The following is a 26,584-nucleotide window of genomic DNA, read 5'->3' as shown; positions in this document are numbered from 1 at the left end:
TCCGTATGGGGCAGACTCTACATCATTACCGTACTAATCTTGGGGAGCAGGTCACTTTACCTCAATGAAGGTAACGTCCATTCTGGATCTGCCAGAGAAGACTACAAAGTCCACCCGACCCGCATCCAGCGCGAATTCCGAGAAACAGATGTATTCCTCCTTCGGGTCTGCGTAGATTTCACCGAATATCGAAAGATCTTGCTTCAATAATTTCTGCAGCGCTTGTTCGGTTGCGTTGCCTTCCACCAGTTCCGCCAATTCCTTCTTGGAAATCATGCCCGCTTCGATTTGATTCCGACGCCATGTCTTCTCGTGATTTTCAGGCCAGGGCGAGTCGATGTGCGGATCAATCTCAAACCGAATGCGATCCGCCGCATTCAACAGCGGCTGACTATCCTCAATTCTTGATTTCAATTCCTCCGCACCACACTGCAGAAGCGATTCTGCCTCTGCTGGGGTAATTGCTTTCCAACCAGGCGAATTGCCCTTGCCTAAAGTGATCAGGTCAAATGTATCGCCTCGAAATGAGTTTTCAGGGTAATGCTCGACGAACCGGCAGTCAGCAGGGACAAGCCCTCCCCCTGGTCAATGACAGGCAGATGTTCTCTACGGAATTCGTCACTGAAGCTCCGGAGTTCAGATCTCCAATATCAGTCAGCAGCGCGATGACCGAAGAGGGCTCTGTCACAAAAACTCTCACTCGGCAGATTCCATCCCTCCGCCTCCCAACAAACGTCGGGTAACGGTGTACGAAGTCACTTACTTTCATCTTTATTCACCAATTCAAATATTGAAACCAAGACCCGGCCGTGCTCGGCCGGTCCACTTGCGATCAGCCAATCAACGCGCACTCCGTGCCGCACTCACTTTGCGCCAGCAAGTTGTCATTCCATTTGCCGTCCGCGTACGTCCGCAGATAAGGCATCTTGCCCGCTTCACGCACTACGCCGATGTAGACGCGTTTGCCGGTGCTTTTATCGACGATGTAGAACGCTTCGGTCTTGGACTCGATGCGGGCAATGGCTGCCTCACGGCTGAGACGCCATTTGTTGCCGGTATGCCCGATATGCGTGATGTGTTCGTGCGCACTGTTGCGATTCGGCTTGTTCACACAATTCACTTGGTACTCTTTCATTTGAAACCCCTTTATTTAATGTGCATCAATCGGAATGATGCGATGCAGATCACAATGTAATTGCTTTCCGTGAGCTGTGCAAGCAAAATTCGGCATCAATCGGATTTATGCAAATGAACTGTAATTTGAAAACTCTGGCCGATGTCCAGGCGGGGCATCCCTTCCGCGGTAGCGTGCCGCTCGTGGAATCCGGGAACGCGTTTGCGTTGCAAATGCGTGACCTGAGTCCCAACGGTGAAGTGGGATGGGATGGACTCGTCCGCACCGAGGTCGATACCAGTAAAGCTGTTCAATGGCTGGAGCCAGGCGACGTCGTATTTGTTGCCCGGGGCGCGCGAAACTACGCTGTTTGTTTGCGGGAGGTGCCCAAACCGACGGTGTGTTCCCCCACTTTTTTCTTGATTCGCATCAAGTCGAAAGTGCTGTTGCCTGAATTTCTGGCCTGGCAAATCAACCGGGCTCCGGCCCAGCGCTACTTGGCCAGCAATGCCGAAGGTTCTGACCAGCTCAGCATCCGCCGCCCAGTGCTGGAAGCACTGCCGCTGGCATTACCACCGCTTCAACAGCAACACTTGGTCGTTTCACTGGCTGAAGCAGCCGTGCACGAAGAGCGACAGCTCCATGCCTTGATCCGCAACCGCCAGCAGCAGCTCGATGCGCTGGCGCATGCCCTTTTTTCTGACGAATCCCAAGCTAACTGACCCATGAGTGCTACCCCCATCCAGCAAGACGCCATCAACGCCGCCGTGTGGAATGCTTGCGACACATTCCGCGGTACCGTGGACCCGAGCATCTACAAGGACTACGTCCTGACGATGCTCTTCCTGAAGTACATTTCCGACATCTGGCAAGACCATTACGACCGCTACAAGGCCGAGCACGGGGATCACCCGGCCTTGATTGAAGAGCTGCTGAAAAACGAGCGCTTTGTACTGCCTCGCAGCGCCAACTTCTACGCCTTGCATGAAGCGCGACATCAGCCCGGCAATGGCGAGCGAATCGACAAGGCTTTGCACGCTATCGAAGAGGCCAACCTGACGAAGCTGCGGGATGTTTTCCAGGACATCAGCTTCAACTCCACCAAGCTGGGCGACGAGGCGCAGAAGAACGACATCCTGCGTCACCTCCTGGAAGACTTTGCCAAGCCCGAGCTCGATCTTCGTGAGAGCCGGGTCGGCAGCCTGGACGTGATCGGCAATGCCTATGAATTCCTGATCAAGAACTTCGCCTCGACCAGCGGCAAGAAGGCCGGCGAGTTCTATACGCCACCCGAAGTGTCCCAACTCATGGCGCGCCTGATGGCGCCCGAGGAAGGTGACGAAATCTGTGACCCCACCTGCGGCTCAGGCTCCCTGCTGATGAAATGTGGACAGCTCATTCGCGCCAAGGCGGGTAGCCGCAAATATGCGCTCTTTGGACAGGAGGCCATCGGCAGCACCTGGGCGCTGGCCAAGATGAACATGTTCCTGCATGCCGAGGACAATCACCGTATCGAGTGGGGCGACACCCTGCGCAACCCCAAGCTGCTCGATGGCAAGGGCTTGCTCAAGCACTTTGATATCGTTGTGGCCAACCCGCCTTTCTCGCTGGAGAAGTGGGGACACGAAGCCGCTGCCGATGACCCGTACAAGCGTTTTCGCCGTGGCCTGCCCCCGCGCACGAAGGCTGACTACGCCTTCATCTTGCACATGGTCGAAACCATGAAGCCGGGCACGGGCCGCATGGCTGTGGTGGTGCCGCACGGCGTGCTCTTCCGTGGTGCCGCCGAGGGCAAGATCCGTCAGAAGCTGATCGAAGAAAACCTGCTCGATGTGGTCATCGGCCTGCCCGAGAAGCTGTTCTACGGCACCGGCATTCCTGCCGCCATCCTGATGTTGCGCAAGAAGAAGTCCGACGACAAGGTGCTCTTTATCGATGCCAGCCGAGACTTTCAGGATGGTAAAAACCAGAACGTACTGCGCCCGCAAGACCTCGAGCGCATCGAGCAAACCGTGCGAGAAAGACAGAGCGTCGAAAAGTACGCCTACCTCGCCAGCCCGGCCGAGATTGCCGAAAACGAATTCAACCTCAACATCCCGCGCTATGTGGACACCTTCGAAGAGGCCGAGGCCATCGACCTGAAGGCCGTGCGCGAAGAACGTCTGAAGCTCAAAGCCGAGCTGGCGGTGCTGGAGGAAAAAATGGCCGGCTATCTGAAAGAACTGGGCTATGAGTGAACCGAGGCCCCGCGCAGAACTGGTGCTCTATGCCACTGAGGATGGCTCAGCGCAGTTCTTCCTGCGCGCCGAGGATGGCACGGTCTGGCTCAGCCAGGCTGAATTGGCTGAGCTCTTTCAGACCTCCATCCCGAACATCAACATTCACATCAAGAACGTGCTGGATGAGGGGGAGTTGACGGAAGTTCGAACTATTAAAGATGACTTAATAGTTCAAACCGAGGGCAGCCGCCAGGTCCGCCGAACGGTCAAGCTTTACAACCTCGACATGATCCTGGCCATCGGCTACCGGGTGAAGTCGCCACGCGGCACCCAGTTCCGGCAGTGGGCCACCACCCACCTCAAGCAATACCTGATCAAGGGCTTCGTCATGGATGACGAGCGTTTGACGGGTGGCGATCGCTGGGATTACTTCGACGAGCTGCTTGAACGCATCCGCGACATACGCTCGTCGGAAAAGCGCTTCTACCAAAAGGTGCGTGACCTGTTCGCGCTCTCGGTGGACTACGCGGACGATGGCCAAGCCACTGGTCTCTTCTTCGCTGAAGTGCAGAACAAGATGTTCTTTGCTGTGACTGGCAACACAGCCGCTGAATTGATCGTGCAGCGCGCCGACCCCGCTCAGCCCAACATGGCGCTCACGTCCTGGAAGGACGGGCGAGTCCGCAAGGGTGATGTGACTGTGGCCAAGAACTACCTGAACGCCGAAGAACTGGACCAGCTCAACCGCATTGTCAGCCTGTTCCTGGACTTCGCCGAGCTGCGTGCCATGCAGCGCAAGGATTTGCGCATGGCGGATTGGCGAGCCTATGTAGACAGCTTCATGACCTTCAACGAGCAGGCCGTGTTGCAGGGCCCGGGCCGCATGAGCCATCAGGCCATGACGACGATTGCGCACGAACGCTATGAGCAGTTTGATGCGGCTCGGCGGCAGGCCGAGGCGCTGGAGGCTGATCGCGCGGACATGCAAGAACTGGAGCAGCTGGAAAAGCAGCTAGCTAGTCGGAGCAAGAGCGGTAAGGGAGGGAAAGATGTTGCCTGAAGGATGGCACCGCATGACGGTTGCTGACATCTGCCAAATGCAGAACGGAAATGGCTTCGGCCCCGAAGACTGGGGCACTCAAGGCTACCCGATCATACGAATTCAAAACTTGAACGGTGGCGCCAACTTCGATTACTACTCAGGGCCAGTTCAGACGCGTTGGCTGGTGGAGCCTGGACAACTGCTGTTTGCTTGGGCCGGAACGAAGGGTGTGTCGTTCGGTCCCGCCATCTGGAGCGGTCGTACAGGGGTACTCAACCAACATATCTTCAAAGTTAGCGCCAGAGAAGGCATCGACAAGAACTGGCTGTATTGGGCCCTGCGCCATGTGACCGATCGCATCGAGGCCAATGCGCATGGCTTCAAGGCCACACTCGTTCACGTTAAGAAGTCCGACATTGATCGTCAGGAAGTATTGGTTCCGGATCTGAATGCACAACGTCGGATTGCAGATGCGCTAGCGGTATGGGAGGCCGCTATCGACGTGGCCGAAAGGCAACTCATTAACAACTGCAAACAGAAGGACGCACTTTCCCAAGCTTTTGATTGGGGTGGACGACGTTTGAAAAATCATAGTGAAGCTGCTCTTCGGCCGCATGCGTCAGACCTGTTTACGCCTATATCGATTCGCCGCAATCAAAACGCCGAGCTGTTGTCGGTCACTCAGGAGCAAGGTGTAATTCCCCGACGTCTGCTGGATCGCAAGGTAGTCATGCCCGAAGGGGCCACCGATAGTTACAAGCTTGTAGAACCGGGTGATTTTGTCATCAGCTTGCGTTCGTTCGAAGGGGGCCTTGAATACTCAAAATTCAGAGGGCTCGTCAGTCCGGCATACACGGTGCTACGCGCCAAGCTGCCGATTTGCGATGACTTCTATCGCCACTACTTCAAATCGAGAGACTTCATCAGCCGGTTGTCTGTAGCTGTTATTGGCATCCGCGATGGCAAGCAGATCAGTTATGACGACTTTGCATTCCTGAAAATTCCGTCTCCGCCAATTGAAGTCCAGCGAAAGGTTGCAGATGTCTTGAACGATGCTGAGCATGAGATCGAGCTGCTGGCGAACCATCTTGAGGCGCTCAAGGCTGAAAAACGCGCCCTAATGGCCGACCTCCTAACCGGCAAACGTCGCGTTCGTATGCCCGACACGACGGCAGAACCGGAGGCCGCATGAGCGCCCTCCCCCAAACTCGCGAGCAATACAGCGCCCATATCCCGGCGCTGCATCTGCTGATCAATCTGGGCTGGAATTTCCTGAGCACGGCCCAGGCGCTGGCCTTGCGCGGCACCACACGCGAGGTCATCCTCAAGACGCGCCTGATTGAGGTACTGCAAACCCGGCGCTTCGACTACAAGGGAGAGTCGTTCCCGCTCTCCCCCAGCGGCATCGATCAGATCCTGCGGCAGGTGCAGGCGGTGAACCTGACCGAGGGCCTGTTGCCGGCCAATGAGCGGGTCTACCAGATGCTCACGCTGGGGGTGACCGTCACCGAGTTCATGCCCGATGGCAAGAAGCACCAGCCGACCATTGCCCTCATCGATTGGCATGACCCGGCCGCCAACCGCTGGGACGTGACCGAAGAATTGGAGGTGTTGTCCACTCACGGCACCCATCATCGTGTCCCCGATGTGGTGGCCTATGTGAATGGCTTGCCGTTGGTGGTGATCGAGGCCAAGCGTCCCGATGCCAGCCATATGGGCCAAGCCATGGTCGAGGAAGGCATCAGCCAGCAGTTACGCAACCAGCGGCCGGACGAGATTGCCCAACTCTTTGCCTATGCCCAGTTGCTGCTGGCCGTGAGCCCCACCGAAGCACGCTATGGCACGACCAGCACGCCCATGAAGTTCTGGGCACGCTGGCGTGAAGAAGAGTTTAGTGACGCGCAATTGCGCGAGTGGAAGAATCTGCCACTCAGCACCGACGCTGAAGCCGCATTGTTGGCCGGTAAGCCAAGCAAGCTGCAAAGCTACTTCCGGCAACTATGGGCGCAGCCACTGCTCCCGAACGAACAAGACCGCCTGCTGGCAGCCTTGCTGCATCCGCAGCGTTTGTTGGAATACCTGCGCCTGTTCGTCTTGTTTGATCGCAAGGCAGGCAAGGTAGTGGCCCGCTACCAGCAGTTCTTCGGCATTCGGGCTTTGCTGGAGCGGATCAACCAGCGCAAGCCGGATGGCGGGCGCGAAGGCGGTGTGGTGTGGCACACCACCGGCTCCGGCAAGAGCTTTACGATGGTCTTCCTGACCAAGGCACTGGTGCTGCACCAGAGCACCCAGGCTTGCCGCGTGCTGGTGGTGACCGATCGGCTGGATCTGGAAGACCAGTTGGCGCGCAACTTCATGAACAGCGGCGCCTTCGGCTCCGCCGTGGCCACCAAGAAGGACGGCGAGAAAGCCAAGGTGGGCTCGGGCCGTGAGCTGGCCAAGCGCATTGGCCAAGGGTCAGAGCGCATCATCTTCACTCTGCTGCAGAAGTTCGCTACTGCCTCCAAGCTGCCCGAGTGCTACAACCCATCGGCAGACATGATCGTGCTGGTAGACGAAGGCCACCGCAGTCACGGTGGCGAAACCCACGAGCGCATGCGCAAGGCGCTGCCGCGTGCGGCCTATGTGGCTTTCACCGGCACGCCATTGTTGAAGAAGGACAAGACGGCCAACAAATTCGGTTCCATCGTGCATGCCTACACCATGCAGCGTGCGGTGGAAGACGGCACGGTGGCACCGCTGCTGTATGAAGAGCGTGTGCCGGAACTGACCATCAATGAAGAGGCCGTCAACCGCTGGTTTGATCGGATCACGGCGGGTTTGAGCCCTGAGCAGGCCGCCGACCTCAAGCGCAAGTTCGCCAACAAGCAGGCCGTTTATGGAGCCGCCAACCGCATCGAACTCATCGCCTGGGATATCGCCCAACATTTCAACGAGAACATCAAAAAGCTCGGGCAAGGTCTTAAAGGTCAGGTGGCCACCGCCAGCAAGTTGGAAGCCATTCGCTACAAGCAGTACCTTGATGACACGGGCCTGGTGAGCAGTGCCGTCATCATTTCCGCACCCGACAGCCGTGAAGGCAATACCGAGGTGGATGAGAGCAAGCTGCCCGAAGTGCAGAAATGGTGGAACAGTCATGTCGGCAAGAATGCCGAGGGCTATGAGCAACAGGTCTTGCAAGACTTTGGCAGCGACGGCGAGCCGGATCTGTTGATCGTGGTGGACCGGCTGTTGACGGGCTTCGACGAGCCGCGCAACACGGTGCTCTACATCGACAAGCCCTTGAAGGAGCACAGCCTGATCCAGGCCGTGGCCCGCGTGAACCGCCTGCACGAAGCCAAACGCTACGGTGTACTGGTGGATTACCGTGGCATCCTGAAGGAGTTGGACACGGCCGTGCGTGCCTATCAAGACCTGGAGAACCGAACGCAAGGCGGCTACGAGCTGGCAGATATCGAGGGTCTCTATCAGCAGATGAGCACCGAGTACAAGCGCTTGCCGGGCCTGTACGATGAGCTGCGGGCGATCTTCGCCGAGGTGCAGAACAAGCAGGATCTGGAGCAGTACAGGCAGCTGCTGATGCCCCGCTACGCCGAGGACGAAGACGGCCAAACTTATGATACGCGGCAGAAGGTTCGCGACGACTTCTACAGCGCATTGACCGCGTTTGGCCTTTGCCTGCAGACGGCACTGTCTTCACGAAGTTTCTTCGAAGACCACAGTTTCTCCGAGGCCGACGTTCATCGATACAAGGAGGACCTGCGTTTCTTCACCAGCCTGCGTACGATCGCTCGCCAGGATGCGTTGGAGACGGTTGACTACAGCGTGTATGAACAGCAGATTCGCCGCTTGGTGGACAAGCAGGTCGTAGGAAGCCAGGTCCGCGAGCCCAAGGGCGTTTACCTGGTTCACCAGCTGGGCGCACCTGAAGAGGTCGAACAATGGAGTGAAGAAAAGACCCGCAATGAGACGGATATGATCCGCACCCGTCTGAAGAAGACCATCGAACAGGATCTGGCCGACGACCCCTATGCGCAAAAGGTGTTTGCAGATCTGCTCAAGCAGGCCATCGCCGAGGCTGAGGCCATGTTCGATCATCCGTTGAAGCAGTACGCCTTGCTCAAGAAGTTCGAAGAGCAGGTGGATGCGCGAGACGTCGGCGGTCTGCCGGCTGAACTCAGTGAGAGCAAGCATCTGCGCGCCTATTTTGGTATTTGTCGTCTGGTACTTGGTGAGGATGCGTTTGCAGAAACGGATCAAGCGGCATGGGTTGGGCAAGCCAAAGAAATCGATGCCGTGGTGCGGCAGGCCGTGGCCGAACATTCATTGAACCCCCAGAACATCGAGGCAGCCATCCGCAAGGCATTGCTTCCTGCACTCTTCGGATTGATGGGGCTCGACAAGGCCAAGGAAGCCATCGACCAGGTTATCCAGGTCACCCGAGTGGGCCTGGCTCGTGGTGGGGTGTGAATTGACGCTACATGCCGTGATCTACGGAGATCAGCAGATACGCTTTTCTCTGAGGTATCTGCCGAGACCGACACGGCGCGTGTCGATCCATGTCAGCCCGGAGGGGGCTGTACAGGTGGATGCACCTGAGGGGACGGCACTGCCAGAGATCAAGCGAGCTGTGCGCAAGCGTGCAGCCTGGATCTGGCAGCAGTTGCAAGCAGTGACGCGGCGCAGACTGCACGTACTTCCCAGGGAATACGTCAGTGGTGAGACACACTTCTATCTCGGCCGGCGTCACATGCTGAAGGTCTTGTGCGCCGAAGGTGGCGAATCGGGTGTGCGTCTATGGCGCGGCCGATTGGAGATCAGGGCCGTGAGGCCAGACGCCCTGGCTGTGCGCAAACTGTTGGAGGACTGGTACCGGCAGCGTGCAGCGGATGTATTTGCCAAGGTGCTCCTGGAGATGGCTCCACGCCTGGGACTGCGCAGAACATTGCCACCGGTGCGTCTGCTGTCCATGCGCACTCAGTGGGGCAGTTGCTCACCTAAAGGCGAGATATTGCTCAATCCATCTCTGGTGAAGGCACCCAGGCCATGTATCGAGTACGTTGTTGCACACGAACTGTGTCACCTGCGTGAGCACAACCACAGCGATCGTTTCTACAAGCACCTGGCGCGAGCATTGCCGGATTGGGAGGCGCGCAAGGCGGAGCTCGATGAGCTGGCGGAGCTGTTGCTCAACAGGTAAGGCCCTAATATCCTCTGCGAAACCTGATGTCGTTCACCTGCATGACGCGCAATGAACAACCGGTATGGCTCGTCCCTGATACTCCCGGATTCAATCCAAAGAACATTACCCCTGACAGTTCTCAACTTCAGTATTTCGCAATGTAAATAATCTCAATTCCTCATGGCGTCTGTCTTTGCACCCGACTACCTCGCCCATTGCCATCCCGCCACAAAATTCTCACCACCCCACACAAATCCTTGCGGTTCCCCGCTCGCTTGAATAACATCAACTGAACAATTCGAGCCCACACCGCCATGAGTAGAGACAAGTCGAGCGCCCGAAGCGTAGCTGCGGTCTTGCTCGTCTTGGCGATGAGTCTGCTCTGCGCCGCCTTCGCCCGCGCCCAATCACCCGCCGCCAATGCGCAAGTCATCGAGATCAAACTCGCCGATCTCAATGACGACAATCCCCTGATCAACTACCGCAAGGCCGTCCTCGAACTGGCCATGCGTGCCAGTGGCCGCCCCTTTTCCATCAAGGGCTGCCAGGTGGCCGATGTGGCGACCTCCGACCAACGCTATGTGGAACTGGTCCAGACCGGACAGTATTGCAATCTGCTGGCGACCTCGGCAGGCAGCGGGATGACGCGCTCGCTGCAAGCCATCCCCTTCCCCATCTACCTCGGTGGCGGCGGCTACCGCGTGCTGCTGGCCAACCGCCACAGCCTGGAGCGTGCCCGCAGCATCCGTAGCCTCGATGATCTGCGCGCCTTCACCATCGGCTCCGGTATCGGCTGGGTCGATACCAGCATCATGCAGTCCAACCAGCTCAAGGTGGTCCAGAGCAACTACCTGAACCTGTTCGAGATGCTCAAGGCCGGCCGTTTCGATTTCTACAACCGCTCCATCTTCGAGGCCGCCAGTGAACTGGAAACCTACGATCCCGCCCACCAGCTGGCCATCGTGCCCGACCTGGTGCTGTACTACCCGGCCGACCTGTTCTTCTACACCACGCCCGGCCGCGACGATATCCGCGACGCCCTGCTTGATGGCCTGCGCAAGATCCATCGCAACCGCGCCCTGCTCGACCTCATCCAGAAACACCGCTCCACGCGCGACGCGCGCCTTGCCATGCTGGGGACACATCCGCGCGTAATCGAACTGAAGAACGATCGCCTCACCCCCATCGAACACCAGGCGATCCAGACCTACAAGATGGACTGGTTCAAATAGTCCATCAAGCCATCTTCCAACCCTGACCCGTACGGCCCGCCATGCTCAAGAAGACAACCAGCCTCGGCCTCTATATCGCCTGCGCGCTGCTGGTGGCCTTGAGCTTGCCGGTGGTGATCGCCCTGACCGTGCTCAACGACACGCGCGAGCAGCAGATCCGTCAGGAAATGACCGACCTGGTCGACGAAAAAAGCCAGACCCTGGCGCACAGCCTGCTGCTGCCGGTATGGAACCTCGATCAGTCCGGCATGATGGCCCTGCTGCAAGGAAGCATGCTCGATACCCAGGTGGTCTCGGTGGAAGTGCGCGACCCCGAGGACAGAATCCTCGTACGCAAGCAAGAACCGCTGCGCAGCATGGGCAATCTGCTCACGCGCACACTGCCCCTGACCATCCAGCAGCCGGAACGCCTGATCACGCTCGGTAGCGTGCAGGTGGTGGTGTCCGATGCTCAGCTGCAGCACAAGCTCGCCGCCGACAAGCGCTTCCAGACACTGGTGCTGCTGGCGCAGGCCGTGGCCGCCCTGCTCATCATCGGACTGCTGGTCTATCGCCGCATTCTCGCGCCCATCCGCAAGCTCACCATCGCCGCAGGACACATCGAGCGCGGGCACTTTGATACCCGCATCGCACTCCCGCAAAAGGATGAGATTGGCCTCCTGGCACACCGCATGGATGCCATGCAGATCAGCCTGAAGACCCTCTTCGACGAACAGGCGGCGATTCTCGGCAACATCCCGGCTGGCGTTCTGTTCGTGCGTGATGGACGGATTGCCTTCGCCAATGAGGCTGCGCAATCCATGCTGGCGCTTAACGGCGCCGCGCTCACCAGCTTGTCCAGTGCACAGATCTTCGAGGATGCGCAGCACCAGAGCGTCTACGTCAACCAGACCTTGGTGCGTCCGCGCGGCGCGGCCGGCGAGATCGTTCTGCTCAAGCGCGCCGATGGCCGCAACTTCCCCGCTGAACTGCATACCTCGCTCATCGATGGTAGTCGCCAGAGTGATCAGATCTGGGTCATCATCGATGTCTCCGAACGACTGGAAGCAGAAAGCCGCATTGACCGCCTGGCCTTCTATGACCCCGTGACCGAGTTGCCCAACAAGAAGCTGTTCCTGGATCGCCTGCGGCGTGGCCTGGGGCGGCAGCAGTCACATGGCTTGCCGCTGGTGGTGTTCTACATGGAAGTGCATCGCGCCGACCTGTCGCACGGCCTGCTCAAGACCGATGATGCGGACCGGCTCTTCAAGGAATGTGCGAGACGGCTGGGGGCCTGTGTCGCCGCCGACCAGACCCTGGCACGGCTCGATGGCGAGCGCTTTGCGCTGGGCTGCGATCTGGCCGTCAGCGAACTGGCTGAAGGCATCCACTTCTGCGAAGCGCTGGCCAACCGCCTCATGGCCGCACTGGCCGAACCGCGCGGGTCCACAGTGAGCTTCCCCTACTCCCTCAACATCGGCATCAACATCCTGCGCGGCGACGTGCAATCGGCCGAGGAAGCCGTGATGCAGGCCAAGCTGGCCATGGTGCAGTCGCTGGCTGCGGGCCGCAATGTCTTCCGCTTCTTCGATCCGGCCATGCAGGCCCTGGCCAGCCAGCGCAGCGCGCTGGAAGTGGAACTGCGCACGGCGGTGGCGCAGCACCAGTTCGTGGTCCATTACCAGCCGCAGGTCACCTTCGATGGTCACGTCGTGGGAGCCGAGGCGCTGGTGCGCTGGCAGCATCCGACCAAGGGGATGGTGTCCCCGGCGCTGTTCATTCCGGTGGCCGAGCAGCTGGGATTGATGGAGGAGATCGGCCACCAGGTGTTGGAAGCCATCTGCCAGGACCTCGAAACCTGGCACCGCGAAGACCTGGGGCAGGAGCTGGTGGTGGCGGTCAATGTCTCGGCACAGGAATTCAAGGTCGATCATTTCGTGGCACGTTTCCACGAAACCATCCGCCAGCACCGCATCAGCGCCAGGGCAGTGAAGGTGGAGCTGACCGAAAGCATGATGGTCGAGCGCATCGATGAGGTCATCGAAAAAATGAATGACCTCAAATCACATGAGGTCGCCATCTCGCTCGATGATTTCGGGACCGGCTATTCCTCGCTGTCCTATCTCGGCCGCTTTCCCATCGATCAGATCAAGATCGACCAGAGCTTCGTGCGACGGATGCAGGACGATGCGGCTACCGGCAGCATCATCCGCAGCATCATCATGCTGGGCCAGAGCCTGGGGCTGTCCATCATCGCCGAGGGTGTGGAGACCATGGAGCAACGCGACATGCTGCATGCGCAGGGCTGCACGCTGTATCAAGGCTATTGGTACGGCCGCCCCATGCCGGGCGAGCAGTTCACGACGCTGCTGGAAGGCAGACGGATTGCTTCCTGAGCATTGCCCTGGCGAACAGGAAGACCTGCAGCAAAACCTGCAAAAAAGCCAAACGAAAACGCGTACCAGAAAGTTAAAAAAAGGCGTAACGCAATGGGGCGCACCTGGCGCCCGCCCGGCGCATTCAAGTCGAGATGTCGATGCTCAGCGCGAATCCTCGCTTGGCAGTGAAAGAAGACTGGTCCGCATGAGGTCAGGCAGTTCCATCTCCAGCGCGAAGGCCAGGGCCTCCATGTTGTCGACGGAAATATTCCTTTCCCCTCGCTCGACTTCGCTCAGGTAGGTGCGACTGATGTCAGCGCGGAAGGCCAGCTCTTCTTGTGACATCTCTTTCAGCCGGCGTACCCTGCGGACGTTTTGTCCGAAGATGACGCGGGCGCTCGGTGGAGTCTCTGAATTTTTCATGAGCGCAAGGATCGGTGCGGCTAGGGGTGACGGTCGATTAGCTACAATTACAAAGGCACAAACTATCGGTGACAATCACTTATACGCCTGAATGTCGTGATGAATAATCGAAATTTATCGAGATTCCTGCCGAACTTTCAGTAGGCATTTTTCGAAAAACTACTAGTGATCTTTCGAAATTCTTCAGAACTTTGTACTTTGTTTTGACTCCCCGTCTCATGCCGCGAGCATCTCGCCCGGCATTTCTCACGCCATGCCATGGATAAACAACAAACCTTGCGCCATACCAAGCGTCTCGCCCTGGCTTGCCTGCTGGGATCGGCGCTGCTGTTCGTGCTCGCCTCGCTGTTGCCACCCTCTGTCTGGAGCGCTCTGCTGCGCGCCATGGCCGAGGCTGCCATGGTCGGGGCGCTGGCCGACTGGTTTGCGGTGAGTGCCCTGTTTCGTCGCATTCCCTTGCCGTTTCTGGCGCGCCACACGGCCATCATCCCGCGCAACAAGGACCGCATCGCCGACAGCCTGGCGGTCTTTGTAGAAGAAAAATTCCTCAGTCCCCAGTCGCTGCTTGGGCTGGTACGCCGCCATGATCCGGCACAGTGGCTTTCTGCGTGGATGGCCGCGCCCGAGAATGCCGCGCGCCTGGGGAGCTACATGGCGCAGGCCGTGGGCGGCGTGCTCACGCTCACCGATGACCGTCGCATCCAGGGCTTCGTGCGCGAGGCCCTGCAGGCTGCGCTGGGCAAGCTGGACCTGTCGCATTCACTGGCCAGCATTCTCGATACGCTCACGCTGGAGGGGCGCCATCAGCAATTGCTGGACCGCGCCATCGTGGCGCTGGCCGAGCTGCTCAACCGCGAACAGACACGGGCCTTCATCGCCGAGCGCATGGTGGAATGGTTGCAGCGGGAATATCCCAAGATCGAGAAACTGCTGCCCTCGAACTGGATCGGCGAAAAGTCCGCCGATACCCTCGCCGACATCCTCGACAAGCTGCTCACCGGCATCGCCAATGATCCGCAGCATTCGCTGCGACAGGCCTTCGACCACCAGCTGGCCGGCTTCGTGGCGCGGCTCAAGGACGATCCGGCTCTGCGCGCACGTGCCGAAGAGATCAAGCACGAGATCGTGCAGGGCGAGGCAGTGAACGCCTATGTGGCGAGCCTGTGGGACAGCCTGCGCCAGTGGCTGCGGCAGGACCTGGCGCGTCCCGATTCGGCCCTGCATGCCCGGGCCAGCGCCGCCACCCGCTGGATCGGCCTTGCCCTGCAGGATGATGCCCCGCTGCGCGCCTCGCTCAATACGCATCTGGAACAGGCCATCGCCAGTCTCGGTCCGGAGGTGGCCCAACTGCTCACGCGCCATATCAGCCACACCATCAAGCAATGGGATACGGCCGAGCTGTCACGCCAGATCGAACTCAACATCGGCCGCGACCTGCAGGCCATCCGCATCAACGGCACCCTGGTCGGCGCATTGATCGGGGCCCTGCTGTTCGGCTTGTCGTGGCTGATGCAATGGCTGGTGCACGGGGTCTGAGCCCATCGCCTCAGGGGGCCCGCTCTGCGCTTTCCTTGAGCGCCTTGCGCATGATCTTGCCGGTGGCCGTAGTGGGCAGCGCATCGACGAAGGCGATTTCGCGCGGATATTCATGCGCTGCCAGTTGCGAACGCACATGCTCCTGCAGGGCCTTCACCAGGGCGGCTTCTGGAGCATGTCCCTCCTTGAGGACGACAAAAGCCTTCACCACCTCCGTGCGCAGGGCATCCTTGACCCCCACCACCGCCGCAATGCGCACCGCCGGGTGACGCATGAGGCACTCCTCGATGGGCGCCGGGCCGATGCGGTAGCCGGCACTGGTGATGACATCATCGTTGCGGCCCAGGTAGCGGATGTAGCCGTGCGGGTCCATGTTGCCCAGGTCCCCCGTGAGCAGGAAATCGCCTGCGAACTTTTCGCGCGTGGCCTCTTCATTGCGCCAGTAGCGCAGGAACATCACCGGATCCGGCGCGCGAATGGCGATGTTGCCCACTTCGCCGCGCGGCAGGACATGGCCCTCCTCATCCACGATCTGCACGTCATGTCCCGGCACCGCCCGCCCCATGCTGCCGGAGGCACCGGGATAGAGCTGCGCGCAGGACGATACCACCAGATTGCATTCGGTCTGACCGTAGAACTCATTGATGGTCAGGCCCAGTGCCGTCCGACCCCAGGCGATCAGATCGTCGCCCAGCGTCTCGCCGCCACTGGCCACGCTGCGCAGCGCGAAGTCCCATTGCGCGCGCGGATCGGGCGTGCTGCGCAGCATCTTCAGTGCGGTCGGCGGGAAGAACACGTTGCGTACCGCGTGCCGCGCCAGCAAGCCGAATACGGTCGCAGCGTCGAATTTCTCCAGCCGCCGCGCCACCACCGCCACGCCGTGATACAGCGAGGGCAACAGCACATCGAGCAGGCCGCCGATCCAGGCCCAGTCGGCGGGTGTCCAGAAACGGTCGCCCGGCTGCGGGAAGCTGTCGTGCGAGACTTCCACGCCCGGCAGGTGCCCCAGCAGCACCCGATGCGCATGCAGCGCACCCTTGGCCTTGCCGGTGGTGCCGGAGGTATAGATGATCATGGCCGGATCATCGGCCAGCGTGATGACCGGCTCGAACACGGCCGGGGCAGCGCGCAGACGGTCCCAGAAATCGGTGGTCTGCGGCAGCACGATATCGGACTGCTCCACGCAGAACACTACCTTCAGCGCCGGCAGTTCGCCTGCGAGATGGACCTTGTCCATGCCGGAGGCATCGGTGACGAGGGCAGAAGCTTCGCTGTTGTCGAGCCGATAGGCGATGGCTTCCGGCCCGAACAGGTAGAACAGCGGCACCGTCACCGCGCCCAGCTTGTAGGCGGCGATGTGGGTGATGACGGTTTCGATGCGCTGGGAGAGATAGATGCCGATGCGGTCGCCGCGTTTGATGCCGGCCTCGCTCAGCACGTTGGCGAACTGGTCGCTCAGCCGCTTGAGCTGGTCGAAGCTCCAGGTCGTGACCGTGCCATCGGCGTCCTCGGCGATGATGGCCGGCCGGTCGCTACCATCGGCCCAGCGGTCGCAGGCGGCCAGGCCGATGTTGAAGTACTCGGGGATCTGCCAGTCATAGGCAGCGGGGGCGTCGGCACGATAGTGGGCCGAGGTGATGGCGGGGCGTGGCGCGAGGTCTGGTGGCACGTCTTGTCTCCTATGGGGGTTCGATGGGCCCTGCCTGCATGGGGCCGGGCTCCGCATGTGCCGGTCGGGCCGGCACGTCGCCTATCATAGCGCCCCCGCCGAGGATCGGCATGGCACAACAAAACGACATCCACGCAATGTCCTTCGTCGAACTCTGACGAGTTTGCCGCGCAACCTCTGCCGCTTCTCCCCATGGTGCGTCGGGCTCCTCTAGCATGGCCCCTCCTCTCGCCATCTCCCGTTCAGCCCGCGCATCGTCCGTGCTCCCGGATGCCGCCCGGACGGATTCTCCAGCAAGGATCTCCGCATGCCTTACCGCACGCTCTCCGAGGCTTTCATCACCTGGACGCAACAGGCCCGCGCCATCCGGCTGCGCTTGCCGCAGTCGCACCAGTTCTTGCAGCAGGCGCTGCTGGTACGGCAGGTGACAGGCCGCGAATCGGTCTGCGGTACCAGCGAGCATGAGTTGCTGTGCCTGTCGCCGCATGAAGACCTGCCGCTCAAGGACTTCATGGCGCTGCCGGCAGAGATCCGGCTGGTCACCGACCAGGGGCGACTGCGCACGGTGTGCGGTTTCATCGCCGAAGCTGATGCGGACCAGATCGATCACGAACTCAGCGGCTACCGCCTGGTGCTGCGCGATGCCTTGAGCCTGCTCGGGCAACGGATCAACACCCGAGTGTTCCTGCGCGCCAGCGAGACGGACGTGACTCAGGTAATCATCAACGAATGGCGCCAGCGCAGCTCGCTCCTGGCCAGCAGTTTCGAGGTCGACTGGTCGCTGCTGGCGGAGCAGTATCCGGCGCGTGAATTCATCATGCAGCACAACGAATCCGACGCCGACTTCCTGCGGCGCCTGTGGAAGCGGCGAGGCATCGGCTGGTTCATCCGTCCGGGCGAGCCGTCCCCGCCTGGCCAGATCGGTAGTCCTCGGCATGTGCTGGTGCTGTTCAACGATCCCCTGCAGCTGCCGCGCAACGCGGCCGGCACCGTCCCTTACCGGCAGGATCACGCGCCCGGTGCGCAGGACGGCATTGTGCGCTGGCGCGCCATGCGTCGCCAGCGCGCGGGCAGTGTCAGCCGCCAGACCTGGGACCATGCCCGGAATGGGCCCCTAAACAGGGAAGTGAACATCTCTGCCGAGCAGGGGGAACTGGGTGACCGTCTCGCCCTGCTGCTGGACGACTATCTCGTCGAGGCACCGCACATCGCCGATGATGGTGAAGATTTTGACCAGATTTCGAAGACGCGCATGCAGCGGCTGGCGCAGGAGACCAAGACCTTCCAGGCTGATTCCACCGTGCGGGCCTTGCGGGTGGGCGAATGGATCAGCGTGGAGGATCACCCCGAACTGGACGCACATCAGCCCCACGAGCGCGAATTCGTCATCACCCGGCTGGCCTTCCATGCCGAGAACAATCTTCCGGCTTCGCTGGACCAGCGCCTGCAGCAAGCCACGCAGCATGAGCAAAGCGCGCTGACGGAGCTGGCGTACTTGCGCCAGCTTTGCCGCGAGCAGGGCCGGCGTTATCTGAATCGCTTCAGCTGCGTACGCCGTGGCATACCGTTGGTGCCGCCCTTTGACCCGCGGGTGGATCTGCCCCGGCCCTGTCTGCAGAGTGCCCATGTCGTCGGTCCGGCGGGCGAAGAGCTGTACTGCGATGCGCTGGGCCGCATCAAGCTGCGCTTTCCCGGCACCCGCATGCAGGATCACCAGCATGCCCGTGGTGCCGGCGCCAGCGACAGCGAACGCGATTCCGCCTGGGTGCGCGTGGCCAGTCACTGGGCCGGGCGGCAATGGGGCGCGATCCATCTGCCGCGCGTGGGCGATGAGGTGCTGGTCGACTTCCTCGGCGGCGATCCTGACAAGCCCATCGTCATTGGCCGCCTCTTCAACGGCCAGTCGCTGCCACCGGCCTTCAGCCGTGTGGGCAGCCTGCCGGGCAATCGCTTCCTGGCCGGCATCAGGAGCAAGGAGATCCAGGGCCAGCGCTACAACCAGCTGCGCCTGGACGACACCCGGCACCAGATCAGCGCCCAGCTTGCTTCGCAACATGGGCAAAGCGAACTGAATCTCGGCTGGCTCACCCATCCCCGTAGCGAGGGCTACGGCGAGGCCCGTGGCGAAGGCGCCGAGCTGCGCACGGACCAGGCCCTGGCACTGCGGGGTGGACAGGGTGTGCTCATCAGTGCGGCCGCGCGCGATCAGGCCGCTGGTACGCAACTGGATCGCGCCGAGATGCTGGGTCTGCTGCACGTACTGCAGGAGGTGCAGCAGCAACTGGCAGCGCTGGCCGAGACCCATCATGCCGACGGCACCCGCCTGCAAAGCCTGAGCAGCCTGCGCGAGCGCCTCGACGCCTGGGAGGCTGGCAGCAATACGCAGCCAGAGGGCGGCGCTGGCGGCCAGCCTGTCGTAGCCGTGACTGCGCCGGCGGGCGTGGCCGTCACCAGCGAGGAAGGGGTGGCCATTGGCGCGCAGAAGGAGGTCGATCTCATCAGCGTGGGCAACACCCAGCTCTCCGTAGGCAGGAAGTTGCTGGCGCGCGTGGCCGAGGGCATCAGCCTGTTTGTGCAGCGACTGGGTATCCGGCTGGTGGCCGCCAGCGGCCCGATGCAATTGCAGACCCATGGCGGGGACATCGAAGCGACATCAGCGCGCCGCATCGTCCTGACGGCTGCCGATGAAATCGTCCTGCAAGCCCCCAAGCTGCGCCTGTTGGCGGCAGGGGCGCAGATCGATCTGGGCGGCGGCGTCATCACCCAGCAGAGCCGTGGCGAGCACACCATCCGTTCGGCCGATTTCCATCACCTCAGCGGTGCCGACAGTGCGCCGCCTGGCGTGGAGCTACCGGCCAGCGCGCTACGTACCGACGAGCGCTTCATCCTGGCCCGGCGCGGCAGTGGCCGGCCCCACGTGCGGCAGCGCTATCGCATCGAGCTGGAGGATGGCAGCGTCATTGAAGGTGTCACCGACGAACAGGGCCGTACCGCGCTGAGCAAGGACATGGCCATGCGCATTGCGCGCCTGCGCATTGTGAAGGAGTAGACGATGAGTGGATCCGAACCGATGCGGCTGGTCGGCACGAGCTGGGATGAAGACGGCAATGATGTGGCGCAATCGGTGCTGACGGGGGAGAACATGAAGGTGCGGGCCTTGTGCCTGACCACACCGGAGGTGGTGGTCCCGATCCTGTTCGTGCCGGGCATCATGGGGACCAGGCTCAAGGTCATCGGACGTGACAAGGGAGCGGCATGGTTCCCGCCGGACAGTACCTGGGACGCCATCGTCTTGCTGCTCCAGCACCTGATCCGCACCTCGGCCGACCGGCAGCGCTTGCTCAATCCCGATCTGACCGAAGTGGATGAAGACGGACCTGCCTCGCCAGACGAGACCAGCAAGACGCTGCTTGCGCTGGCGCCTGGCGCGACCGATGCCGAGCGCATCAAGTGGCGTGGCTGGGGGCAACTCCATGCGGACAGTTACTTGCCGATTCTTTCGCTGCTGGAGACGAGCATGGCGCTGATCTTCGATCCTGCCAGCCAGGGGACCACGCTCACTTCTCATTGGAAAGAGTTGGTCATGGATCGCCAGGACGCGGCAAAACTGGGAGCGCAGAAGCCCTTCGTTCCGCTTGAGGAAGAGCAGTTGCGGGATGCGGCCGAGATGCTCTATCCGGTGCATGCGGTGGGCTACAACTGGCTGCAAAGCAACCGGGTGTCTGCCCAGAGATTGGCTGACGAGATCGAACGCATCACCGCGTATTACCGCAGCAAGGGCAAGCGTTGCGAGCAGGTGATTCTGGTCACGCACAGCATGGGCGGGCTGGTTGCACGGGCTTGTGCCCTACTGCCCGGAATGAATGAACGCATTCTGGGCGTGGTGCATGGGGTGATGCCGGCCATTGGCGCACCCGCGACTTACAAGCGTATGCGCGCCGGGTTTGAAGGCGCGGCGCAGATCATCCTCGGGCGCAATGCCGCCGACTGCACGGCAGTGATGGCCAATGCGCCGGGTCCCTTGGAATTGCTGCCCACGGCGCAATACAAGACCTGGACCAACCGTGGCGAGCGGCATTGGCTGCGGGCCAGTTATCGGGCCATTGGACAGCGGGGCATGCCTGAGGAGATGGATAGCTTTCTTGGAGAGGACGATCCCTACGCGAAGATCTATCTCAACAATTCCGCGGATTGGTGGAAATTGGTGCGGGAGGATTTGGTTGATCCGGCTGGGAGAGAAGATGAGGAGCGAGCGAGGAGGGAGGGGAAGGTGTTGGTTCAAGAGGATCGGGAGTCCTCTGACTTTGATCAATTCAAAGACAACATGGACATTGCTCGGACACTTCATCAATTGATTGAAGACCGCTATCACCCTAATACCTATGCGTATTACGCCGCTGATCCACAGCGTCCAGCGTGGAACGAGATCAACTGGAAATGCGCGCCAATGGTGCCCGGCGATCCCGCGAAAGCGCAACTGGCAGAAGATGATTTGAATGGAATGTTGGAGCTGCGCTTCGGCGAGTATCACCTCCATTACTTCACGCTTCAGAACGGTACTGGACCAGGGGATGGTACGGTCCCGGCGGAGTCGGGTGGCGCGCCAAAGTCTCATGTTGTCCAGATATTCAAGCATGAAGGAAAGCTGAAATCTCATGACAGCTATGACCATCAGTTTTCCTATAACGCCAAGATTGGGCAGGCGGTCACCCTCCATTCCATCGTCAGAATTGTTAGTACTTCGGCGAATTTGAAAACACCCTCCTGAGAGAAATGATCGTGAAAGAATTGCTTCGCCTCATCACCATTCTGAGCGTAACTATTTGGTTATTTTTATCTGGAGATATCTCCTCTCAAAAAGGATTGCAGATCATGAACACTGCCCAGGCAAGTGAATCCGTTCCGGGTTTTTCCACCTTTTGTATTGGCCGCTTCCTGCTTGATATGCCAGCGGGATCGGTGCTTAGCGGCGGTAACTATCGTTACGACTTCGCGCGGTTGGATAAGCCAAAAGTGATGAACCTGGACGAATTCGAGGCGGACATGGTCGCCAAGGAAAAGGCGCTCAAATCGACGAAGCATCAAATCGAACCAAGCTTGTTACGCTTGTTGTTCAAACCAGATCCGCATTCATGGATCTTCGTTTATTGGGAGGAGAGCTTCAGTACGTCTATAGCGCAGGTGGAGGGATACCGCTGGATTGATGGAACACGTTATCTGTTCAAGAAGAAGGCGGGCATGAGCAAGCCGCGGACTGGCACGATGAGCCGGCAGGACTACGCCGTCGACCGCATGCGCAAGATTCTCTCCAGCCTACATAAACGGTCAAACAACGACATCCCCGCAGAGCCTGGCTACTGCTTCGAAGAGGGCTTCATCGCCAACCCTGAATGGGAAATGGAAGAAGCCGCCATCGACATCGAGATCGCCGGTCACCCTGATGCCTACGTTTCGGTCTGGTTCTATCCCCTCTCCCGCCGAGCACACAGTGAACCCTTGCTGGACCGTGTAGGCGGCGTGCTGCAAATGCTGGGCCGCATGGCGACCTCCGTGCATGTGCTACGACGAGGCGACCGCAAGGTCGGCCCCTATCAAGGTCAGGAATTCCTGGTCACGGCCCCCAACAGCGGTGGTGTGCGCGGCCATAGTTTTCTCTGGGAGACCGAAGGGGATGGCACCCTCGACACCCCCGCACTCAAGATTGAGATGACCACCGGCTCCCGCGACAAAGACGGTAATCCGCAACAAACCAGACTGAGCAATAAACAGGCCATGAGGCTATGGGACCAGGTACTGGATAGTTTCCGCCTGCGCCCTGTGGTTGCTCCCCAAGAAAAGCAGCAATGATTCGGCCTGTTGCCAATCATCGGATTTGCTAGTGCCTAGGAATGCGCCCCTGTGTGAGAAATGACCATGAAGAGAACGCTTCGTCCCATCCTATTTTTGGCCCTGTTGGCTTTGTTATGGCTCGCGGATATCTCGCTACAAACGGGCTCAAGCATTATGAAATCAGCTTACGCAAGTGAGCCTGTTCGGGACGTCTCGACCTTTTGTACCGGGCGCTTTCTCCTCGACCTGCCAGCAGGCTCGGTCGTCAGCGGTGGCAATTATCGCTACGACTACGCGCGGCTGGATAAACCTAAAGCCATGAGCCTGGAGGAGTTCGAGGCGGAAATGGTAGCCAAGGAAAAGGCCCTAAGATCGACAAAACATAAGGTCGAGCCCAGTCTATTGCGCGTGTTGGTAAAGCCAGATCCATACTCAAGGATCTTCGTGTACTGGGAGGAGAGTTTTATTACTTCAATAGCGCAGGTGGACGGATACCGCTGGATTGACGGTACACGTTATCTGTTCAAGAGCGAGGCAGGCATGAGCAAGCCTCGTACCGGCACCAAGAGCTATCAGGAAGACGCCGTCGAACGCATGCAAGCAATACTCGCTGGCCTGCGCACACGGTCAACGTATGAGATTCCCACAGAACCCGGCTATTGTTTTGATGGCGGCTTCATCGCCAACCCCGAATGGGAAATGGAAGAAGCCGCCATCGATATCGATATCGCTGGCCACCCTGATGCGTATGTTTCGGTCTGGTTCTATCCCCTTGCCAGGAGCGCACACAGTGAGCCCTTGCTGGACCGCGTAGGCGGCGTGCTGCAAATGCTAGGCCGTATGGCGACTTCCGTGCATGTGTTACGACGAGGCGACCGCAAGGTCGGCCCCTACCAAGGTCAGGAATTCCTGGTCACTGCCCCCAACAGCGGTGGTGTGCGCGGCCATAGTTTTCTCTGGGAGACCGAAGGCGAAGGCACGCTCGATGCCCCTGCGCTCAAGATCGAATTGACCACCGGCCATCGCGACAAGAACGGCAATGCGCAACAAACCAGGCTGACCGATGAGCAAGCCATGAAGCTATGGGACCAGGTACTGGATAGTTTCCGCCTGCGCCCCGTCATCGAGACAAAAGAAAGCCGGCCATGACCACTCAGGCAAAGGGCCTCGGCCCCACGCGCCTGGTTCCGACCACCTGGGACGAACAAGGCAACGATGTTGCTCAATCGGTCTTGACCGATCAGCGCATGAAGGTGCGCGCCCTGTGTTTGACCAGCCCGGACATCGTGATACCCATCGTATTCGTGCCCGGCATCATGGGCACGCGACTCAAGCTCAAAGGCCGCGGCAAGGGGCCCGCGTGGTTTCCCCCGGAGGGCAAATGGGAAACCCTGGCGCTGGCACTCAAGCATGTCGGCCGCACGGCGGCTGATCGGCAGCGATTGCTCAATCCAGACAATACCGAGGTGGACGAAGACGGCCCGGCTTATCCCGACGACATCAGCAAGACGCTGCTGGCCTTTGCCCCTGGCAAGACGGATGCCGAGCGCATCAAGTGGCGGGGCTGGGGACAACTCCACGCGGACAGTTATTTGTCCATTCTTTCACTGCTGGAGAGCAGCATGGCCTTGATCTTCGATCCTGCAAGCCAGGGCAGGAAGCTGACTTCACATTGGCAGGAACTCGTCATGGCGCGGCAGGATGCGGCCAGGCTGGGAGCGCAGAAGCCCTTCACGCCGCTGCAGGAAAAGCAGTTGCGGCAGGCCGCTGAAGTGCTCTATCCGGTCCATGCCGTGGGCTACAACTGGCTGCAGAGCAACAAGGTCTCGGCACAGCGGCTGGCCAGGGAAATCGAACGCATCACCGCGTATTACCGCAGCAAGGCAAGAAGTTGCGAACAGGTGATCCTGGTCACGCACAGCATGGGCGGCCTGGTCGCGCGCGCATGTGCGCAGTTGCCGGAGATGGCCGAACGCATCCTGGGCGTGGTGCACGGGGTGATGCCGGCCATTGGCGCACCGGCCACCTACAAGCGGATCCGCGCCGGATTTGAGGGCGCCGGGCAAGTGGTACTGGGTCGCAACGGTGCCGAGTGTACGGCCGTGATGGCCAACGCGCCCGGACCGTTGGAACTGCTGCCGACGGCGCAATACAAGACCTGGAGCAACCGCGGAGAACGGCATTGGCTGCGCGTGAGCTACGTTGGCATGGGACAGCGCGGGATGCCTGAGGAAATGGAGCGTTTCCTGGGTGAGGGAGATCCTTACCGCAACATCTACCTCAATAATTCGGCGGATTGGTGGAAGTTGATTCAAGAGGAGTTGATTGATCCGGCGGGGAAGGAGGACAGGGAGCGCGCTAAAAGGGAAGGAAAGGTATTTTCCACCAAGACTCGACCTTCGCGGGACTTTGATCGGTTTGCAAGGACGATGAAATTGGCGCGGTCATTTCATCAACAGATTGAAGACTGCTACCACCCCAATACTTACGCGTATTACGCCGCTGACCAACGTCAACTTGCGTGGAACGAGATCCATTGGAAGTGCAGGCCGGAAGTCCTGGGTGATCCTCGTAAAGCGCAGCTCGTAGCGGATGATCTGAACGGGATGACGGAGCTACGCTTCGGCGAGGCCCAGCACCGCTACTGCATTATCCAAGACGGCACCGGTCCTGGAGACGGCACGGTCCCGGCGGAATCGGGAGCAGCCCCGAAGCCGCATGTCATACAGCTTTTCAAGCATGAAGGAAAGCTGAAAGGGCATGAGAGCTATGACCATCAGTTTTCCTACAACGCTCCGATTGCACAGGCGGTCACTCTCTATTCAATCATCAGGATCGTCAGTTCTTCCGCGCTGTTGGCGACGGCTTTCGGAGAAAAAGGATCATGAAGATATCTCTGCGTTCAAAGGTCTTCTTGGCCGCGCTCATCTTGATGTTCCTGTCTGGAGACCGTTCACCTTACCAAGGATTGCGCATCATGAATATTGCCCAGGCAAGCCGAGCTGTTCCTTCTGTCTCAACGTTTTGTACCGGTCGTTTTATGTTGGATATGCCAGCAGGTTCGGTACTGAGTGGAGGCAATTATCAATATGACTTTGCCAGGCTGGAGCCGCCCCAGGCCATGAGCCTGGAAGAATTTGGGGCAGAAATAGATGCCAAGGTAAACACGCTCAAATCAATCAAGCATGAAACCGACCCTAGTCTGTTGCGAATGCTGATCAAGCCTGATCAGCATTCGCGAATCTTGGTCTATTGGGAAGAGAGCTTTATTGATGAAATCGCGCAGGTAGAGGGATATCGCTGGATTGATGGCACGCGCTATCTATTCAAGACAGAGGCCGGCATGAGCCCGCCTCCTGTGGGCATGCCAAGTTATCAGGACGACGCGATAGAACGTATGCGTCTAACGCTTGCTGCCCTGCGTAAGCGAGCTACGCATGATATTCCCCAAGACCCCGGCTACTGCTTCGAAGGCGGCTTCATCGCCAACCCTGATTGGGAAAACGAAGAAGCCGGCATCGATATCGACATCGCTGGCCACCCCGATGCCTTTGTCTCTGTCTGGTTCTACCCGCTGGCCATGAGCGAGCACGACCGACCGCTGCTGGATCGCATGAGCAGCGGCTTGCAGACACTCGGCCATCTCGCCACCGCGGTACGCACGCTGCGCAAAGGCGAGCGTCAGGTCGGCCCCTACCAGGGACAGGAATTCCTGGTCACCACGCCCAACAGCGGCGGCGGACGCAGTCACAGTTTCATCTGGGAGACCGAGGGCCAGGGCTCGCTCGATACGCCTGCCATCAAGATCGAACTGACGACCGGCCATCACGACAAGAACAGCAATGCGCAACCGACCAGGATGACCGATGCACAAGCCCTGCAGTTATGGGATGAGGTGCTCAACAGCTTCCGCCTGCGCCCGACCCGGGGGCCGCAAGCCTCAAGCCCGTCGCCATGAGGCGCACAAGCCCTCGCCCTCTC

At 59.9% G+C, this 26,584-nt stretch carries 19 protein-coding genes; 15 read left to right on the top strand and 4 right to left on the bottom strand.

Going from position 1 to position 26,584, the window contains the following annotated elements:
• Window positions 1–51: 51 nt before the first annotated feature.
• Window positions 52–414 carry a Shedu anti-phage system protein SduA domain-containing protein gene (locus HNO82_RS17285; protein ID WP_175344551.1) on the bottom strand — a complete coding sequence of 121 codons (363 nt, stop codon included), beginning with the start codon at window positions 412–414 and terminating at the stop codon, window positions 52–54.
• Between the two features lie 418 nt (window positions 415–832).
• On the bottom strand, window positions 833–1,135 hold the full coding sequence (locus HNO82_RS17280; protein ID WP_175344550.1) for a DUF3892 domain-containing protein: 303 nt from the start codon (window positions 1,133–1,135) through the stop codon (window positions 833–835).
• A 125-nt stretch (window positions 1,136–1,260) separates the two neighbouring features.
• On the opposite strand from HNO82_RS17280, the gene HNO82_RS17275 reads away from it, so the two are divergent.
• The 8 genes from HNO82_RS17275 (at window position 1,261) to HNO82_RS17240 (ending at window position 13,164) form a co-directional block, all read left to right on the top strand.
• Entirely contained in the window at window positions 1,261–1,836 is a 576-nt protein-coding gene (locus tag HNO82_RS17275; protein WP_249777036.1) for a restriction endonuclease subunit S domain-containing protein, read from the top strand.
• Between the two features lie 3 nt (window positions 1,837–1,839).
• Window positions 1,840–3,351: a type I restriction-modification system subunit M gene (locus HNO82_RS17270; protein WP_175344548.1), complete on the top strand. Its 1,512-nt coding sequence runs from the start codon at window positions 1,840–1,842 to the stop codon at window positions 3,349–3,351.
• Window positions 3,344–4,393: a virulence RhuM family protein gene (locus HNO82_RS17265; RefSeq protein WP_175344547.1), complete on the top strand. Its 1,050-nt coding sequence runs from the start codon at window positions 3,344–3,346 to the stop codon at window positions 4,391–4,393. Before HNO82_RS17270 ends, HNO82_RS17265 begins: the two co-directional genes overlap by 8 nt.
• 13 nt (window positions 4,394–4,406) lie before the next feature.
• Window positions 4,407–5,567 (top strand): restriction endonuclease subunit S, encoded by a 1,161-nt coding sequence (locus HNO82_RS17260; RefSeq protein WP_217509950.1) that lies wholly within the window; start codon window positions 4,407–4,409, stop codon window positions 5,565–5,567.
• The gene (locus HNO82_RS17255; RefSeq protein WP_175344545.1) at window positions 5,564–8,845 is read left to right on the top strand and encodes a type I restriction endonuclease subunit R; all 3,282 of its coding nucleotides are present in this window, start codon (window positions 5,564–5,566) and stop codon (window positions 8,843–8,845) included. Before HNO82_RS17260 ends, HNO82_RS17255 begins: the two co-directional genes overlap by 4 nt.
• Window positions 8,846–8,924: 79 nt before the next feature.
• Entirely contained in the window at window positions 8,925–9,575 is a 651-nt protein-coding gene (locus tag HNO82_RS17250) for a M48 family metallopeptidase (protein WP_175344544.1), read from the top strand.
• Between the two features lie 353 nt (window positions 9,576–9,928).
• Window positions 9,929–10,789: a transporter substrate-binding domain-containing protein gene (locus HNO82_RS17245; RefSeq protein WP_249777034.1), complete on the top strand. Its 861-nt coding sequence runs from the start codon at window positions 9,929–9,931 to the stop codon at window positions 10,787–10,789.
• A 41-nt stretch (window positions 10,790–10,830) separates the two neighbouring features.
• Window positions 10,831–13,164 carry a putative bifunctional diguanylate cyclase/phosphodiesterase gene (locus tag HNO82_RS17240; RefSeq protein WP_175344542.1) on the top strand — a complete coding sequence of 778 codons (2,334 nt, stop codon included), beginning with the start codon at window positions 10,831–10,833 and terminating at the stop codon, window positions 13,162–13,164.
• Window positions 13,165–13,308: 144 nt separating this feature from the next.
• On the opposite strand, the gene HNO82_RS17235 is transcribed toward HNO82_RS17240, so the two are convergent.
• Window positions 13,309–13,569 (bottom strand): helix-turn-helix domain-containing protein, encoded by a 261-nt coding sequence (locus HNO82_RS17235; RefSeq protein WP_175344541.1) that lies wholly within the window; start codon window positions 13,567–13,569, stop codon window positions 13,309–13,311.
• Between the two features lie 258 nt (window positions 13,570–13,827).
• Between HNO82_RS17235 and HNO82_RS17230 the strand changes: the two genes are divergently transcribed.
• The gene (locus HNO82_RS17230; protein WP_175344540.1) at window positions 13,828–15,105 is read left to right on the top strand and encodes a DUF445 domain-containing protein; all 1,278 of its coding nucleotides are present in this window, start codon (window positions 13,828–13,830) and stop codon (window positions 15,103–15,105) included.
• A gap of 10 nt (window positions 15,106–15,115) precedes the next feature.
• Here the strand turns inward: HNO82_RS17230 and HNO82_RS17225 are convergent, their stop codons facing one another.
• Window positions 15,116–16,774, bottom strand: a complete 1,659-nt coding sequence (locus HNO82_RS17225) for an acyl-CoA synthetase (protein WP_175344539.1) — start codon at window positions 16,772–16,774, stop codon at window positions 15,116–15,118.
• Window positions 16,775–17,081: 307 nt separating this feature from the next.
• Between HNO82_RS17225 and HNO82_RS17220 the strand changes: the two genes are divergently transcribed.
• The 6 genes from HNO82_RS17220 to HNO82_RS17195 all read left to right on the top strand — a co-directional run bounded on the left by HNO82_RS17220 (window position 17,082) and on the right by HNO82_RS17195 (window position 26,561).
• Window positions 17,082–19,823, top strand: coding sequence for a type VI secretion system Vgr family protein (locus HNO82_RS17220; RefSeq protein ID WP_175344538.1), 2,742 nt, complete (start codon window positions 17,082–17,084; stop codon window positions 19,821–19,823).
• Between the two features lie 3 nt (window positions 19,824–19,826).
• Entirely contained in the window at window positions 19,827–21,542 is a 1,716-nt protein-coding gene (locus tag HNO82_RS17215; protein ID WP_175344537.1) for an esterase/lipase family protein, read from the top strand.
• Window positions 21,543–21,547: 5 nt separating this feature from the next.
• Window positions 21,548–22,621 carry a T6SS immunity protein Tli4 family protein gene (locus tag HNO82_RS17210; protein WP_175344536.1) on the top strand — a complete coding sequence of 358 codons (1,074 nt, stop codon included), beginning with the start codon at window positions 21,548–21,550 and terminating at the stop codon, window positions 22,619–22,621.
• Window positions 22,622–22,687: 66 nt separating this feature from the next.
• Window positions 22,688–23,752, top strand: a complete 1,065-nt coding sequence (locus HNO82_RS17205) for a T6SS immunity protein Tli4 family protein (protein ID WP_249777033.1) — start codon at window positions 22,688–22,690, stop codon at window positions 23,750–23,752.
• Window positions 23,749–25,491: an esterase/lipase family protein gene (locus tag HNO82_RS17200; protein WP_175344534.1), complete on the top strand. Its 1,743-nt coding sequence runs from the start codon at window positions 23,749–23,751 to the stop codon at window positions 25,489–25,491. Before HNO82_RS17205 ends, HNO82_RS17200 begins: the two co-directional genes overlap by 4 nt.
• On the top strand, window positions 25,488–26,561 hold the full coding sequence (locus HNO82_RS17195; RefSeq protein ID WP_502709278.1) for a T6SS immunity protein Tli4 family protein: 1,074 nt from the start codon (window positions 25,488–25,490) through the stop codon (window positions 26,559–26,561). The genes HNO82_RS17200 and HNO82_RS17195 overlap by 4 nt, the downstream gene beginning before the upstream one ends.
• Window positions 26,562–26,584 lie beyond the last annotated feature (23 nt).

It is taken from the genome of Herbaspirillum sp. C9C3 (assembly GCF_013359625.1).
GTDB lineage: Bacteria > Pseudomonadota > Gammaproteobacteria > Burkholderiales > Burkholderiaceae_D > Herbaspirillum.
The sequence above is the reverse complement of the archived record's forward strand: the minus strand, read 5'-3'. Positions and strand labels throughout refer to the sequence as shown.

What these genes read in the sequence shown, in the direction of transcription:
- HNO82_RS17280 (WP_175344550.1), bottom strand. Translation starts at nt 1,135, where the DNA reads ATGAAAGAGTACCAAGTGAATTGTGTGAACAAGCCGAATCGCAACAGT.
- HNO82_RS17270 (WP_175344548.1), top strand. Translation starts at nt 1,840, where the DNA reads ATGAGTGCTACCCCCATCCAGCAAGACGCCATCAACGCCGCCGTGTGG.
- HNO82_RS17265 (WP_175344547.1), top strand. Translation starts at nt 3,344, where the DNA reads ATGAGTGAACCGAGGCCCCGCGCAGAACTGGTGCTCTATGCCACTGAG.
- HNO82_RS17260 (WP_217509950.1), top strand. Translation starts at nt 4,407, where the DNA reads ATGACGGTTGCTGACATCTGCCAAATGCAGAACGGAAATGGCTTCGGC.
- HNO82_RS17255 (WP_175344545.1), top strand. Translation starts at nt 5,564, where the DNA reads ATGAGCGCCCTCCCCCAAACTCGCGAGCAATACAGCGCCCATATCCCG.
- HNO82_RS17245 (WP_249777034.1), top strand. Translation starts at nt 9,929, where the DNA reads ATGAGTCTGCTCTGCGCCGCCTTCGCCCGCGCCCAATCACCCGCCGCC.
- HNO82_RS17240 (WP_175344542.1), top strand. Translation starts at nt 10,831, where the DNA reads ATGCTCAAGAAGACAACCAGCCTCGGCCTCTATATCGCCTGCGCGCTG.
- HNO82_RS17235 (WP_175344541.1), bottom strand. Translation starts at nt 13,569, where the DNA reads ATGAAAAATTCAGAGACTCCACCGAGCGCCCGCGTCATCTTCGGACAA.
- HNO82_RS17230 (WP_175344540.1), top strand. Translation starts at nt 13,828, where the DNA reads ATGGATAAACAACAAACCTTGCGCCATACCAAGCGTCTCGCCCTGGCT.
- HNO82_RS17220 (WP_175344538.1), top strand. Translation starts at nt 17,082, where the DNA reads ATGCCTTACCGCACGCTCTCCGAGGCTTTCATCACCTGGACGCAACAG.
- HNO82_RS17215 (WP_175344537.1), top strand. Translation starts at nt 19,827, where the DNA reads ATGAGTGGATCCGAACCGATGCGGCTGGTCGGCACGAGCTGGGATGAA.
- HNO82_RS17210 (WP_175344536.1), top strand. Translation starts at nt 21,548, where the DNA reads ATGATCGTGAAAGAATTGCTTCGCCTCATCACCATTCTGAGCGTAACT.
- HNO82_RS17205 (WP_249777033.1), top strand. Translation starts at nt 22,688, where the DNA reads ATGAAGAGAACGCTTCGTCCCATCCTATTTTTGGCCCTGTTGGCTTTG.
- HNO82_RS17200 (WP_175344534.1), top strand. Translation starts at nt 23,749, where the DNA reads ATGACCACTCAGGCAAAGGGCCTCGGCCCCACGCGCCTGGTTCCGACC.
- HNO82_RS17195 (WP_502709278.1), top strand. Translation starts at nt 25,488, where the DNA reads ATGAAGATATCTCTGCGTTCAAAGGTCTTCTTGGCCGCGCTCATCTTG.